We start from the raw sequence: 15,509 nt of genomic DNA on the forward strand, positions 1-15,509 counted from the left end.
TTTATCTTGCGAGATGGATTGAAATTTAAGGGTTATCTACCGCTCTTCAGCCTTTGGGCTGGCTCAAGTCGATACTTTGGAGCGGTCGCAGATGAGCAGCTTTCCCCTACGAACGGTTATTTTACCTGCTGTACTGGTTTCCAGTGCAGTCTTTTCCACGCTAACTCTACCATTCGTTCTACTTAAAGAACCGATCACCATTGATATTCCCCCGCTGCTCAGTGGTGGGCGCATTGAACCAATGTTTGATGCTGAAAATAAAGATGTGGCGATTCGCTATGTGGGCATTGCCATTCTATTTAGCGTTGGAGCGGGCATTGGTACGGTTGAGTTGCTGCGGGCGAGACATTCTGCCCAAGAATTGACTCAAACCAAAAACCAGCTTTCTAGCTTAAAGTTAAGCCTACAAGAAAAATCGGGTCAAGCCGATGGTTCCCAGTTACTCGACCCGGAAGACGATTCTGACTTGTCTGAGCCGCACGATGCAGCAGATCGCTTTGACGCCGATCTGGATGAAGAGTCAGAGTCGTTAACTTCAACGTTCGATCAGTACGTTGCTGCGGAGAGCCTGGGAAAAAACCTTGATGCTTTCCCACTAGTGCGGTCTGAACAGCCGACTGAGTCTCTTGAGGTAACGCAGGCGATCGCCTCTTCTGCTGATCCGACTGCCGATCTGCCTGCGTCGCTGTGGGCACAGGCCATTCAGCAGGATATCGGTCAAGATAAGCCAGGTCAAAATGGCCATGATCCTCTTGCTAAAACCCAACAGGAACCTGACCCGGTTGACCTTAATCGGGTTGAGGTTATTCCAGAAGAGGCATTACCAGCAATTCAGACGGAATCCGACCCAACTGATATCGCTTCTTTTAATGGGGGTAATGGAGGGCATTCCCCTGCTGAGGAAGAAGTTGTAAATGCGCTTCAATCAGGCTACTCGCCTTTCTACAGCGAAGCTTTGCAGGACGCTGATTGGGATTCAGGGTTGACTGCGGCTTCAGAGTTGGCATCTTATGACCAGTACTCAACTTGCCGCATTAGAGTTCCTCATCTGAAAAGACGATTGTTTGCTGTACTCGTTCAGGGAAAGTACTTCAGTCTTTTTAGGTCTGGCATGGCTCAGGAGAGCGCTTTAGAAATTGCAGCAAAATTAGAGCATAGAGGCGACAAGCCGATTGTGACGCAGACTCACAATGGCTACGCAGTCTGGATTTGGCAAGCTGAAGCCATCATCGATGAAGTAACGACATAGGCTGCACTAGCTTATAGCAAACTGATGTTAATTGAAATAAGGCGGGCGATCGCACCATGAAGGCTGGCGAACTTTTACAGCGATATGCAGCAGGACAACGAGAATTTAACAGCGTGACCTTGAGCTGCATTAGCTTAAGCAACGCTAACCTGCAGGGAAGCGACTTTTGGAATGCAAACTTGAGTGAAGCAAACCTAAGCAATACCAGCTTTAAAAGAGCCAGCTTGCGAGAAGCGGTTCTAGACGAAGCGAATTTGAATGGCGCAGATCTGAGTCAGGCAGATTTAAGGGAAGCAAAATTAAGCTGTGCTATCCTCTACGACGTGACGCTCAATGGCGCACTTTACGATGAAGTAACTCAGTTTCCGCCGGAGTTTGACCCTGCTGCTGTTGGGGCTTATTTGCTTGCACCCCAAGCTGCCTTAGCCACCGTCGACCTGAGCGGCAGAGACTTGAGTGGCGTAGATCTCAGTCAGGCAAACTTGACGGAAGCTAACTTGAGTCAGGCAAATCTGTTTGGCGGTGATTTAAGCGGCGCTAAATTAGTTGGTACAAACCTAACAGCGGCCGACTTGAGCGAGGCAACCCTAGCTGGGGCAAACCTCAGTAACGCAAATTTGCAGCAAGCTGATCTGACTAGAGCCGACCTGCGAAAAGCGATTTTGTTTGGAGCCGACCTGCGGACAGAATGTCAGAAGGCAAACTTGCAGGGCGCACTGTGTGATGATACAACCCAATTTCCTGAAGAATTTGACCCTGCTGCTGCAGGAATGTGTGTCCTCAAAGCAGGCGCAGATTTACGCGGTGTTAACCTGAGTGGTTTTAAGCTGGGTGGGGTGGACTTGAGTGGCGCAAACCTGAGCAATGCCAATCTAGCTGAAGCCGATCTCTGGGGCGCAAATTTAGAAGAGGCTGATCTGACGGGCGCAAATCTAGTTAAAGCAAACCTCTGGGGCGCAAATTTGACCAGGGCCAACTTAACGGACGCAGACTTAACGGATGTTAGCCTGAGCGAAGCAGATTTGACGGGGACAATTTTGGAGGATGAGGGAGTAGAGGTGATGGAGTGATGCGCAGCGGAGCCACGCATCACTCCATCACGCAGAAAGTCTACTGAAGAAATTCCCCAATCCGAGGCGGTGCATTTGTCTTGCGTTCTTCGGGAAATTCGTACTCGACTTCTGTGGGTGGTTCGGAAACCAGGACGTAGCGGTTGCCCCAGCCACCGTTGAGGTCTTCGGGACGAGTGGGTGGTGGGGTGGTTGCGCCTGTGGGAAGGGCGATCGCCTCTACCCTAACTGCCTGAATATACTGCTCCCCTTCTGCGGTAGTGCGGACGATATTGCTGGCAAATTCCAAGTTGCGCTGGGCTAAGCGTTGTTCTAGCTGGGTTAGCGTTTCCAGCGGAGCTAGCGTTGCCAAAAAGATTACTTCTCCGTCTGGCTCAAAGGTCATGTTTAGGCGCGACTGCTCTAGCTGCCAGGTTTCCTGATAGCGACCGTCAGGGGCGACTTCCCACAGGTTTAACTCGGCTTGCCAAGTGTCACCTTCCGTTTTGACGGACTCGTAGGCTAAGAGCGAGTAAACCGGGTCAGGGTCGGCAGCGATCGCCCCATTGGGAGCAAGCAACCGCACAGCCGCAACCGTGATCTCAGTATCCTTGGGCAAGTCAGTGTTTCCGGCGATCGTATAGACCCCATTGGGTTGGGCCGCCACCGTTCGAATATCAAGGCTGATATCCCCTCGCTGAACGGGCAGCTTGATTTGAGTGCAACTTGTTGCCAGCATTAGCACCAGCACCAGAATCAGCCAACTTTGAGCAACCCGTTTAAGTCGGGTGTTGAGTCTGAGCTGATGAATCAGCCGTTGGATCAAAGAGCGGAAGGATTGAGCAACCATAAGAAGCAAGAATTCAATAAAAACGCTTGAAGGGAACTTGAGCAGTCTTTCAAGTTTCTACTTAGTAAGTCCTAGTGCTAGATGGGCTTGTTTTTTAACAAATTCTTGAAGTAAATTCAAAAGCAGGTTGCTTCACTCAATATTCTTATTTTCATATTAATTCTAGTTTTTAACACAGATCTAGTTAATTAATTGCAGGGCAATTTAGGAACTCGAATGAATTATGAAAAATATGCCTTAAAAAGAGTGTTTTCTTAGGAGTTGCTAATCCTGAAAATGATTTAGAACTACCACAGCAAGCACAAGAAATATTCGAATGAGCGGTGAATTGGGATTTTAGCTCAATGTTAGCGATCGCCATTAGCCCAGATTTAACTAGTTACAAGGCACTATCTGACAAGTCTTTATCAGACTAGAGCAATTTACAAAACGCTTTTGAACAGAAGTAAAATCCATTATTCAGTTGATGAGAGTGAAAACAGGATCTTTTTCAAAGAAGTTATGATTTTTAGCCTCAAAATGATTAGCCTTAGCTCAAACTTAAATTAATCTTCTACAAAGAAAATCCTGATTGAAAGAATAATATTCTTGCTGAAGAAGTTCGCGTCATCTTTATATAAGTTCGGGATTTCCTTTATTCTTTTTTCAAAAACATGGGCTATAAAAGTGATTAGATAAAAGCCTTGCGGCGACTATGCATCTTACCTGACTATTTCTATTCGTTCGGTAATTCGACAGGTGAATGATGTGCATCTCCTTCAAAATTTTGGCTGAAAGAAGCTTTTAGAAGCGACTACACGCATCAAGGCGATTGCTTCGTCCTCTTTATTCTTTTTTTACCTGAAATTTCTCCAGATCCAGGAGTGTTATGGGAAACGGGCAGGAGGCGAAATTTTCCAATTGGCGTCACAAGACAGAGCTTTTTAAGAGGATGGCTTGTTCCTAGCAGGTTCAGCTTTGTTCTCAGTGTCTTTTGGCTTCCTGGTTTTGCAGCTTGATGTGTCGATTCTGTTGTAGCGATCGCCATTAATTCACTCACGACAGGCGCTTGATTTTGCCTGCCATTTAATTCGGCATGTCTATTTTTAGGGTTGCCGTATGCCCCCTGGTAGGAAATATGAATGTAAACGCTACTGATGCCAGTTCAACTCAAGTCACCCCACGGCGAACCGACTGGCGCAATTCTTTACTTTGGAGCAGTGCTGTTCTAGCCAGCAGTTTCGTGTTGCTGCTGGAATCGAGTCTAGCTGCCGCAGCGCAGGCTGATATAGCGGTTGGCGATCGCTCCGCAGTTCCTTCTCGTGAACTGGAACCTGTTGCTGAAACCGACTCGGAGGCGATCGCTTGGCAGGAAGCCTCTATTCGCGTGACTGCTGCTACGTCTACCCAACCGCCCGAAAAGCCCCAGACTGACTTGCACGCAGTCGAAGCGGTAACGGAATCGGTTGAGGCATCATCTGCTGAAGTACTGTCTGCTGAAGTACTGTCCGCTGAAGCATTACATGCTGAGTCAGTATCATCGGCACCCCTGGCAGATCCTTTGGACGAAGGGCAGCAAATCGTCGGGGCAGAAGATGAAGCGCTAGGGGAAAGTTCTCAAAGCCTTTCGTTGGCTCAGTCACAGTTAGAAGCGGAGTCAGGAGCGGTAGATGCATCCCCGACTTCCCTTGAACTGAGCAGGCTGCACACTGAAACTATTCGTCACTTCAGCATTGAGTTCATTGATGCGGAGACGGATGATGCGGAGACGGGTGCGAAGACGAGCAACGTTGAAAGAACTGAAACTGAATCAGATTATTCTGAACCAGAACACACGGAACCAGACCCTGCTGAAGCTATAGAGTTTGGAGAAGCCAGTGCCGAGGAGATATCTGAGACGGCAGCAACTTCTTTGCGTATCCCCTCCGTAATAGATAGCACGGCGAATGATTGGTCACAAGTTTTGACCGCGTTACAGACGGAATTCTTTACATCAGATAGTGAAACGGTTTCAGTTTCTTCATCTTCTGATGAAACAGGTGAACTGACGAGAATTTTGGCTTCGCTAGAGGCAGAATTTTTTAACTCTGGGAGTGAGCCGGATACGAATGTAGCTCTGGATGAGCCGGAGTTGGTTCGAGCTGACGAGTATCAGTTTACACCTGAGGAATTATTAGGATCTGACGCGATCGCCCCTGGTGTAACTGTGCGTGATCCGATTGTGATTGCGCTGAATTCAGGAGTGGAAACGATCGCCTGGACAGGGGCAGAAGCTGAACCAGACTGGCAACCGCTGATGTGGGATTGTGACACTGCGGACTGCTATGAGTTGAGCGAGGTTGATTTGGCTTCGCTGCCAGAGTTGCAGTTGGTTCAAACCTCATCTGAAGTGGCTGAAGTAGCTGAAGGATCAACCCCTGAGCCGGTTCTTGTCGGACAGGCTGAGTCGGAGGATGAAGCCGCTACGTCTGGAAGTGCGCTAGTTCTGGGTACGCCTTACATTCAGCTTCAGGGGGCATATGTGCTGCAAGGCGATGAGTCTTCGGCGCGGGCGCGCGCGACGGTGCTGTATCCCTCCAGTCCTAATTTGCTGTTTGGCGCAACGGTAGACCTGGCGGGCGGTGAAGCATTTGGCAACGCGAACGGATTTGGGCTGGAACTGAACGAGCTATACGCTACATTTTTGCCACCTGGAACGTCGGGGCTGCGGTTTACAGCAGGGTTGATGGATTTAACCTCCTACTTTGACCGCAACAGTTTTGCCAAAGATGTGGTGACTCACTTCTTCAATCCAGTCTTTCAAACGAATCCGGCATTGAGTGCAGCAGGGCTGTCTTCGCGAATTGGAGCAATGGCAACCTGGAACCCAACCGACAACGTAGACGTGAGAGCTACTGTTTTTTCCTCCAATCGTGACCTGAGCGAATTTGCCCTGGATGCGTTTGCTGGAGAGGTGGGTTTTCGGGCAGGCAATTTGATTTTGCGCGGCACTTACATTTCGGCTGAAGATCCGGGCAGTGGCGACGGCTTTGAAGAGATTTTTGGCATCGATCGCGGTGACGCATTTGGCGTGCAGGAGGGCGATCGCGAAGAAGCCTTTGGACTCAACGCCGAATATTTCATTCCCGATATCAACCTGGGGCTGTTTGCCCGCTATGGACACTACACCAACCAGGATGTAGACGAAAGCGCCAATACTTACAGCTTTGGGATAAATCTGCTGGACTTGTTCATGCCAGACGATCGCCTCGGATTAGCTTATGGTCGGGGGCTGTCAAACGATGAACTGCGGCGCGATCGCGACGACGAGTCGCCTGATGTCCTGGAATTATTTTACGACTTCCGACTTTCGCCCAACCTGCGAGCGGGGGCAACGATTCAACAGCGAAATGAATTCTCAGAGACTGTGTTCGGATTCCGGGTTCGAGCTGACCTGGATGTAACAGGACTAGGGAGGCAGTTTTAATGAGGCGACGCATGGAATTTCTCATACGGGGTAGTCAGGTGCTGCAACACACGCTACTAGGGTTGATGCTACTGGGGACATCGGCGGGAATGTTGTTGTCTCCGATTGGTTTAGGAATTTTGGCAGTGCAGGCGCAAACGGTGCCTGCGGCAGTGAGTCGGGGCTATACGCTGCTAGAGCAAGGCTGGGTCGATGATGCGATCGCCGCCTTTCGACAAGCTTTGCAGCGCTATCCTGATTCACTGGACGCAAGACTGGGATTGGCGATCGCCTACCAGCGAGCCGGACAGGATGAAAATGCTTGGAATACCTACCGTCAGGTTTTAACTCAAGACCCAACAAACCGCCGCGCCCTGGAAGCTGTAGGGCTGCTAGGCAGCTATCGTTCAGAGTGGCAGACAGGCGGCATCGAAGCGCTGACCACCCTACTCAACCTTGACCCAAATAACCAAAACGCTAGAGCGCAGCGGGCGCTGCTGTTGGGCTACCAGGGACGCTACAGCGAATCGCTGTCAGATTATCAGATCGCACTAGCAAACAATCCCTCAGCCGAGACGATTTTGGGCGCGGCTCAAATTTACACCTACAGCGGCAACTATAGCCAGGGGTTGGCGCTATTTCAGCGCTATCAGGCAACCGGGGAAACGATTCCGAATACGGCTATTACAGCCTATGCGTCGACGCTTCAGGAAACGGGAAATCCGGCTGAGGCAGTGCGAGTGTTGGAATCTCGGCTACGACAGTTTGATCGTCTGGACGCAACGGCAATTCAGATTCGGGCAGCACTGGCGATCGCCCATCAAGCCAACCAAAACCCAGAAGCGGCTCTGGCAACCCTGGAACCGTTACGCGACGCCGAAGGCGCAACCTTGCCGCTAGCACGGGCACTCAGCACGATTGGTAGAGAGTCGGGCAATGCTCAGCTTTATGAAGAGGCGATCGCCCTTTACCGTCGAGTGCTTCAGCAAACGAGCAATCCATCTCCGGGGCTGGTAACTGAGGTGGCAGATGTCTTGAGCGAGTCACCCACCTCTCAGGCAGAGGCACTACGGCTCTATCAACAGCTTGCCACTCAACAGCCCAATAACCTGAGCCTGCGGGTGAAGCGATCGGTGTTGGAGCGGCAGCTTGGAGAAATTTCTAGCGCTCAGCTTCAGCAAGAGCTTCAGTCTGTTTTACAGGCGAGTGATGGGGAGATTGAGAGACGGGCGATCGCCCAGTCTCTAATTCGCCTCGACCCGCCCGACCCAGAACTCTTGCCGATTTACCAGAACTTGCTTCAGTCCAATGTGAACGTTCCCTTCTTAAACTTCCGAGTTGCCCAAATTTTGATTCAGCAAGGCAACTATGCAGCGGCAAGGGAAGCCCTAACTGCTTATGGTGCGACTTCCGTTGGTTCTCAAGATCTGGCAGCAGAATTGCTGTTAGCAGACATCGAGCGGCGCGAAGGAAACCTGGAAGCCAGTGCCAGCCGCTATGAGGCACTGATTGCCCGCAATCCTGAAGACCAAATTCTCACTGCTTCCCTGCGCGGTTTGGCGGGCATTCGGTTGGTGCAAAATCGTCCAGAGGAAGCCCTAGCATTCTACGACCAGCTTCTAGCCAGAAATCCCAATGACCTGCAAACCCAACTCGGTCGAGCCAGTCTGGCTTACCAGATTGAGCAGATTTCCCAATCGGAAGCCGAAGCCGTTCTAGAGCGTTGGCTAGCAGCCCGTCCCGCTACCGATACGCCGCCAGAGCTGTTTAGCCTAGTAGGAGCTTTACCGCCCAGTCCACAGCGAGAACGGCTTTATGAAACGCTGCTAACCGTCAACCCCGATGACATCGGCGTGAATCGTCGGCTGGTGCAGGTCTTGGCACTGCGCGATCCCGAACGGGCTCAAGCACAAGTTGATCGGGTTTTGTCGCGTAATCCCGATGACATCAACGGCTATTTCCTCCAGGGCGAACTGGCTCAGGTTTTAGGCAATTTAGATGTGGCTAGTCAGGCTTACCGTGAAGTGCTAAATCGCCAACCCGAAAACACCGATGCTCTAGCTGCTTTAGGTGGAATTCGGTTTCAACAGCAGCGTTACACGGAGGCAACCATGCTTTATGCAAGAGTGCTGACTCTTAAGCCAAATGATTGGGAAACGCGCCGCATCTTGGCGGAACTCAGCGTTGCCCAAGATCGTCCAATGGCAGCACTTCAACAGCTTCGACGCTTGCAGCAAGAGCGTCTGGTAGCAGGCAATCCCGACGCTGACCTGGACGACCGAATTGAGCAGATTCAGTTAGATCTGATGCGACGACGAGGATTTCAGCCTGCGTGGGAGCGGTATTAGGAAGGACGAGGGATAAAGGATGAAAATTCTTAACCCCTAGCCCCCAGCCCTTAGCCTCCAGCCCTTCTTAAACTTGACAGGTTTTGCAGAATGTTGCTGTATTTTTCCTTCCAATCCCCATTTCTAGCTGCGCTGCGAATTTTGTCAACTGTCTCTCAAGTGTTGTTGGGGCTAACAGGACGGTGGCGCACTAAAGCTGCGCGGCGATCGCTCCTCGGTCTAATGGCGCTGCTCTTGAGTCTGACAGCAGGCTGCTGGAAGCCGTCTCAGGCAGAAGTACCCGTGTGTTTGCAGGATGTAGTAGGGCAACAGCCTTCTGACATTCAGGCAAGTACGCCAAATACACTATCGTTACCGTTTCGGGCTGAAAATTTGCCGCTGCTGCAGGAAAGCTGGATTGCTTACCGCCAGCGATTTATTCAGGAAGATGGGCGAGTGATTGACCGAGAAGATGGCGATCGCTCCACCTCTGAGGGACAAGCCTACGCGATGCTGCGAGCGGTGCTGATCAACGACCCTGGCACCTTTGTGAAAACGCTGAACTGGGCAGAGCAAAATTTGATTCGCAAGGGGGAGAGCGATCGCCTCGATCAGCTTTGGGCCTGGAAATGGGGTCGCAATTCCACTGGGCAATGGACGACGATCGATGCCAACTTTGCCAGCGATGCCGATATTGATGCCGCTACCGCCCTGATTTTTGCGGCTCGTCGCTGGAGTTGCCCAGAATATTTGGAGTTAGCAAAAGTCAAACTAACCGACATTTGGAACTATTCAACTGCCGAGTTGGCTGACGATCGGGTTTTGCTGCCCGGACCCGCTGAGGCATTTTGGAGTCAGCCAGATACGCTGATTCTCAACCCTTCTTACTTTGCACCTTATGCCTTTCGCCTGTTTGCTCAGGTTGACCCAGAACATGACTGGATGAGCCTGGTAGACAGCAGCTACCAGCTTTTAGAAGCGTCGTCTGATGTTTCGGCGGTTGGGTTGCCGAGTGACTGGATTTCGCTCAATCCGCAAACGGCAGAACTTTCCCCAGTCAGCGATTCTAACCTGCAAAGTCAGTACGGCTTTGATGCTTATCGGGTGTGGTGGCGAGTGGCGCTAGATGCAGCCTGGTTCCAAGAACCGCAGGCAGAGCAATTTCTGCGCCAACATTTGGCGTACTTAGAACGGTTTTGGCAGGACGGACAGCAGATTCCTGCCCGATTTGACATGCAGGGAAGGGCGATCGCCGACTACGAAGCGACAGCCCAGTACGCCACGCTTTACCCAGCGTTTGCTTTAACGGAACCGCAAATCGCTGAGCAAATCTACCAGCAAAAGTTAGTGCCGCAATATCGGCAAGGCTTTTGGGACAACAGTTCCGCCTATTACACGCAAAATCTTGCCTGGTTTGGGTTACTACCTCCTGTCTCTCCTTCTGCACAGTTGATGCAAGCATCTAGTTCATGAAACACGACCTACATTCACCAACCCCTAACCGTCAATCTTCTCGACGGCGATCGCGCTCCTCTTCCCATCGACGCGATCGCCCCCTCTGGGCTTTTGCTGGAATGCTGCTGCTCAGTTGCGGCTTGCTTTTGGGGTGGGCTATTCTCCCGGCACCCGCTCAGACTGAGGCTCCAATTCCTACAGAGGAGTCAGGAGCGCCCCAGCCGGATCTGTCCCGCTCTGAATTTGCCCTGCCTGATCCTCCCGCTGCTCCGCCTACCGTTGCCCCTGAAGCGGCTGGACAATATGTACTGGAGTTTAACCGCAGCCCCATCGTGGGAAATCGGTTACGGATGGAGGGCATTTACGATGAGCGGCGGCTGCGGTTTACCCGTCCGCGTAACTGGGAACCCAAATCCGTGCAGATTTCGCTGCGGTTTCGGCACTCGGCAGCGCTCTATGCCACTCGCTCAAATCTGACGGTGCTGGTCAACGGTACGAGCATTGGCAGCGTGCCGCTGAACAAACCTCAGGGCGAGATTGGCAATGTCGTGTTTGATGTGCCGCCAGGAGCCATTAAGGATTACAACGAGGTGGTGCTGGCAGCGCTGCAAAACAATTCACCAACTTGTACCCAAGACCCATTTGACCCGTCGCTGTGGACGGAGATTCTGCCCGATTCCAAGCTGGTGTTTAACTTCCAGCCGAAGGCGATCGCCCTCGACTTTCACCGCTATCCCTATCCGGTATTTGACGACCTCAGCCTGGAACCCAATCAGGTCACCTACCTTCAGCCCAACGAGATTGATGAAACCTGGTTGACCGCCACCAGTCGCCTGCACACCTCTCTGGGGCGGCTAGCAGAATTTCGTCCGCTAGACACGCGGATTGTTGAAGCGATCGATCAAGTGGCAGGACGTGAACGGCTAATCGTGATTGGAACTCCTGCCATTCAGCCTGATCTGTCATTTCTGGATTTGCCGTTGTCTTTGGGCAGTGGTCGATTTTTAGATGCAGAACAGCAGCCTTTTCCGGGCGATGTTGGTTTACTGATGCTGACCACGACTCCTGATGGGGCAGCTCCCGTGCTGGTTGTGACGGGCAACGGGGCTGAAGGAGTCGCCAAGGCAGTTCAATTCCTGGTGCAGCCAGGAGATCGGCAGATCGGCACGGGTAATCTTGTGATCGTTGATCAAATCGATCAGGTCGAAACACCTGATCCGCGTGCATGGCAAGGCTATTTGCCACTAGAAAATTCCTTTAAGCTGAGCGACCTGCGTACCTTTGACGAGCAGGCGTATGGTGATGTAACGGTGCGGGGTTCCCATTCCCCCAGCCTGGAATTGGACTTTCGGGCACTGCCCGATGACCAGTTTTCGCCGGGCAACACGATGACGCTGCGCTATAGCTACGGGCCGCAGATCAATCCGCTGACCTCCCTGGTGGAAGTGGAACTTGACAACGTTGTGATCACTGGAAAACGCCTCACTTCAGTGAGTGGTGGCGATCGCGAAACGCTGAAAGTAACGCTACCCGAAGACCGAATTAAGCCAAATTCGCGAATCCAAGTGAATTTTCGGCTCGATCCGCGAGAACGCCGTTCCTGTAGCCGTGTGACTGACCAGCAGCTTTGGAGTACGATTCACTCCGACACCGAATTTAAGCTGAATCGCGAACAGGTGGTGCGGCTGCCTGACCTGGAACTGTTGCGGGCAGGTTACCCGTTTGCAGCGCCGCAGGATTTGTCGAGTACGGCGATCGCCATGCCCGAAAACCCAGCTCAGTCCGACCTACTGCTGCTGCTAGAAGTGAGTGAGCGTCTAGGCAGACTCAGCCGTGCCGAATCGGTGAAGCTCGATGTCTACCGCGCTAGCAAGTTGCCAGTCGAGCAGCGAGACAGCCGCCACATTATTGCGATCGGCACCGAAGCACAGTTTCCATTGCCCGAAGCGTTTGAGCAAGGAGATGGCTTTGCCCTGCGAGATCTGTTTTCCCGTCACTGGGGGCAAAAGCAGATTCAAACCCTGCCCGACCAGGAAGGATTGGTCAAGCAAATCATTTCACCCTGGAATCAAGAGCGGGTCATGCTGGCGCTGAGTGCCCAAACTGATGAAGGCTTGCAGCAGGTGCGCGACCTGATCAGCCAGGACAATCTGTTCTTTCAGCTAGAGGGTGACACAGTGCTGATTGCGGCAAACGAACCTGACCCTTCACCCTACGACCCCAACGCTTACTCGCTGGAATTTTTGCAGCAGTCTTCTCAACGGCAGCTTGCATCGGCTAACCTTTCTAGCCGAATTGCAGCGGTGCTGCGCGGCAACTGGTTTGTATTGGCTCCCGGCATCGTGGCAGCGTCACTGGTGCTGTATGGGGTGATTCAACTCTACTTAAAGCGGCTCACGGGGCAGGAATAAATGGTTAGTCCTTCTAAGACTCGAACGCAGCGACGGTGGATTCGCGAAGGAGTGCCTTCTAACTCAGAATGGCTGGCAACGCTGCTGGTCGATCGCCTGCCGCACACGTTTGACCACGTGCTGAAGTGGCTAAACCGACGGCAGTTGGTGATCCTGCTAGGGTCACTGTTGATGATGTGTCTGCCGCTGATAACGGTGCGTCCCAGCATTTGGCAGCAGGGCTTAATTGCAGTGCTGCTAATTTTTGTGGGGCGATCGGTACTGCGAATGGAAGACCAGCGCAGTGACACTCACAGCAGCGAGTATCTGCACCTATTTCTAATTGTGCTGAGCGTGGTGACGACGATGCGGTATTTCTATTACCGCACCAGCTATACGCTCAACTTTGATGGTGTAGTGAATGGCATATTTTGTCTGTTGCTGTATGCGGCAGAAATGTATGCGATCGCCACTCTCATGCTGGCCTATTTTCAGACTTTGAAAATTCGTGAGCGCCAACCCATCGATCTATCGACCTTACCCCACGATGATTGGCTCAAGGTTGATATATACATCCCTACTTACAACGAAGAAGTTGAGATTGTCCGCAAAACGGCTTTAGGCGCACTGGCAACTGATTATCCTTACGACAAAAAGCACGTTTACATTCTGGATGACGGTCGGGCAGAAAAGTATCGCGATCGCCGCGAACAGCTTCGCCAAATGTGCGATGAACTGGGCTGCACCCTGCTCACACGCGATAACAACGACCACGCCAAAGCCGGAAACATCAACACCGCCTTGCCGAGAACCGATGGGGATCTGGTACTGATTTTGGACTGTGACCACATTCCGGTTCGCAGCTTTTTGCAAGAAACCGTCGGCTTCTTCATCGTTGACCCCAAAGTGGCGATGGTGCAGACGCCGCACTGGTTCTACAACCCTGACCCATTTGAGCGCAACCTGATGACCGAGGGACGAGTACCCGTCGGCAACGAACTGTTCTATAAAGTGCTGCAAAAAGGTAACGATTTTTGGAATGCGGCTTTCTTTTGCGGTTCAGCAGCCGTGATTCGGCGGGAATACGTGCTCGGCATCGGCGGCATCGCTACCGAAACCGTTACCGAAGACTGCCACACTTCCCTGCGGCTGCACTCCCAGGGCTATGAAACGGTCTATTACGACAAGATCATGGTGGCAGGACTCGCACCTGAAAAATTCTCCTCCTACGTCGGTCAGCAGGTGCGCTGGGCGCGGGGAATGGCGCAGATTTTGCGAATCGAGAATCCAATGGTCAACCGCAAGTTAAATCTGCGGCTAGCGCAGCGGGTGTGCTATTTCAGCGCTACATCACACTTCTTTTTTGGCTTTCCGCGTTTGATGTACGCGATCGCCCCCAACCTGTTCCTCCTCTTCGGCATCAATTCTGTTAAAGGTTTGGGATTGGAAACGCTGTTCTATGCTTTGCCCCACATCGTTTTGTCGATGCAGGCAAACCACATTCCCTACAAACACGTTCGCTTTTCCTTCTGGAACGAGATTTACGAGTTTGCCATGTCTTTTCAGGCAGGCATCGTTACCCTGCTGGCGCTAATCAACCCCAAGCTGGGCAAATTCAACGTGACCGACAAAGGGCTAACTGTTGAGGAGCGCAGCTTTGACCTGGATTCTGTGCGTTACCTGGTGATTCTAGGCGCAATTACCGCTGCGTCGCTGGTCGCCGTTCCGTTTTGGCTGGTGCTGAGTCCGCAAGATACGCAAGCTGTGCTGATCAACACGCTCTGGTGTGTATTTAACCTGCTGCTGGTGATGGCAGCCTGCCTGGTTGCCTTTGAGCAACCCCAACTGCGCCGCGCTCACCGTCTACCCCGCCGATTAGCCGTCGTGATTCACGGCGATAACCAAAGTTGGGTCGGCGAAACGGTAAACGTAAGTGAAACTGGAGCGCAAGTGCTGTTAGATGTTTGGCCCAACGTCCCTGATGAAATTCGGATCGAGCTGATTGGGGATTATGGGGCGCGGGTGCTGCTAGATGCCCATATTATTCGAGCGATCGCCACTGACAAACTGCAAACTCTACTCGCCCTCGACTTTGTCAACGTCAGCCAAACTCAACTGGATGACCTCTCAGTCGTCATCTACTCAGACGTAAAAGAATGGTATTCCCAGAAGCGAAATGAGGCAGACAACCCAATTCAGTCGCTCAAATTCATTGCCACCAGCATACAGCGGGTATACCGTGAGTTTCGCCCCGAAGTTGGGATGAAGGTACGCAAGCAAGTCCGGGCTGACGCTCAGCTTTTCTGGGAGGACTGGGAAGGCACATCCTACACTGCCAAAGTCACCGAAATGGGTACGCGAGACATTCGGCTGGAGCTAGAAGGAGACCTGCTACATCTGGAAACGATGGAGCAAACCAAACCGATGATTGGATTGCTGATCAGCAGCGACACTAACGATTTTGCACCCCAAAGTCTGTTAGCCCAAGTGCAATCTGTTGAAATTCTGAATCTTGTACCCGTTGTCGCATTTCAACCACCTGGTGCTGACTCAGAAATTAGCTCAGACTATGACACCCCACCTTTACGAATTGCAATAGAACTATCTTTTCCAGAATCTCTCAATCAACAGCAGCGCACTAAAATCCGAGATTTGCTGCGATCGCTAGAGTAATACCAATTTCAAAAATTAGGGCTACAGATGGAAGAGCACCCCGTGGCGCGGGGTGCTCTTCCATCTGCTTAGAGAAGCGTTATAAATTCTGG

General features: G+C 51.8%; 8 protein-coding genes. 7 read left to right on the forward strand and 1 reads right to left on the reverse strand.

The window, feature by feature from the left end; translation table 11 throughout:
- Window positions 1-91 precede the first annotated feature (91 nt).
- Both H6F88_RS13935 and H6F88_RS13940 read left to right on the forward strand, forming a co-directional pair.
- Entirely contained in the window at window positions 92-1,249 is a 1,158-nt protein-coding gene (locus H6F88_RS13935; RefSeq protein WP_190643350.1) for a hypothetical protein, read from the forward strand.
- A 56-nt stretch (window positions 1,250-1,305) separates the two neighbouring features.
- On the forward strand, window positions 1,306-2,319 hold the full coding sequence (locus H6F88_RS13940) for a pentapeptide repeat-containing protein (protein WP_190643351.1): 1,014 nt from the start codon (window positions 1,306-1,308) through the stop codon (window positions 2,317-2,319).
- 40 nt (window positions 2,320-2,359) lie between these two features.
- Here H6F88_RS13940 and H6F88_RS13945 read toward each other — a convergent pair whose 3' ends face one another.
- Window positions 2,360-3,148 carry a hypothetical protein gene (locus H6F88_RS13945; protein ID WP_190643352.1) on the reverse strand — a complete coding sequence of 263 codons (789 nt, stop codon included), beginning with the start codon at window positions 3,146-3,148 and terminating at the stop codon, window positions 2,360-2,362.
- 1,117 nt (window positions 3,149-4,265) lie between these two features.
- Here H6F88_RS13945 and H6F88_RS13950 point away from each other — a divergent pair.
- From H6F88_RS13950 to bcsA, 5 genes are all read left to right on the forward strand, one after another.
- On the forward strand, window positions 4,266-6,593 hold the full coding sequence (locus H6F88_RS13950) for a carbohydrate porin (protein WP_190643353.1): 2,328 nt from the start codon (window positions 4,266-4,268) through the stop codon (window positions 6,591-6,593).
- Window positions 6,594-6,604: 11 nt separating this feature from the next.
- Complete coding sequence (locus tag H6F88_RS13955) at window positions 6,605-8,920, forward strand: tetratricopeptide repeat protein (RefSeq protein WP_190643354.1); 2,316 nt, start codon at window positions 6,605-6,607, stop codon at window positions 8,918-8,920.
- 90 nt (window positions 8,921-9,010) lie between these two features.
- Entirely contained in the window at window positions 9,011-10,372 is a 1,362-nt protein-coding gene (locus H6F88_RS13960) for a glycosyl hydrolase family 8 (RefSeq protein ID WP_242050543.1), read from the forward strand.
- The gene (locus tag H6F88_RS13965) at window positions 10,369-12,765 is read left to right on the forward strand and encodes a cellulose biosynthesis cyclic di-GMP-binding regulatory protein BcsB (RefSeq protein ID WP_242050544.1); all 2,397 of its coding nucleotides are present in this window, start codon (window positions 10,369-10,371) and stop codon (window positions 12,763-12,765) included. Before H6F88_RS13960 ends, H6F88_RS13965 begins: the two co-directional genes overlap by 4 nt.
- Window positions 12,766-15,417, forward strand: a complete 2,652-nt coding sequence (bcsA, locus tag H6F88_RS13970) for a UDP-forming cellulose synthase catalytic subunit (RefSeq protein ID WP_190643355.1) — start codon at window positions 12,766-12,768, stop codon at window positions 15,415-15,417.
- Window positions 15,418-15,509: the final 92 nt, after the last annotated feature.

It is taken from the genome of Oculatella sp. FACHB-28, from assembly GCF_014696015.1.
Classification (GTDB): domain Bacteria; phylum Cyanobacteriota; class Cyanobacteriia; order Elainellales; family Elainellaceae; genus JAAUTN01.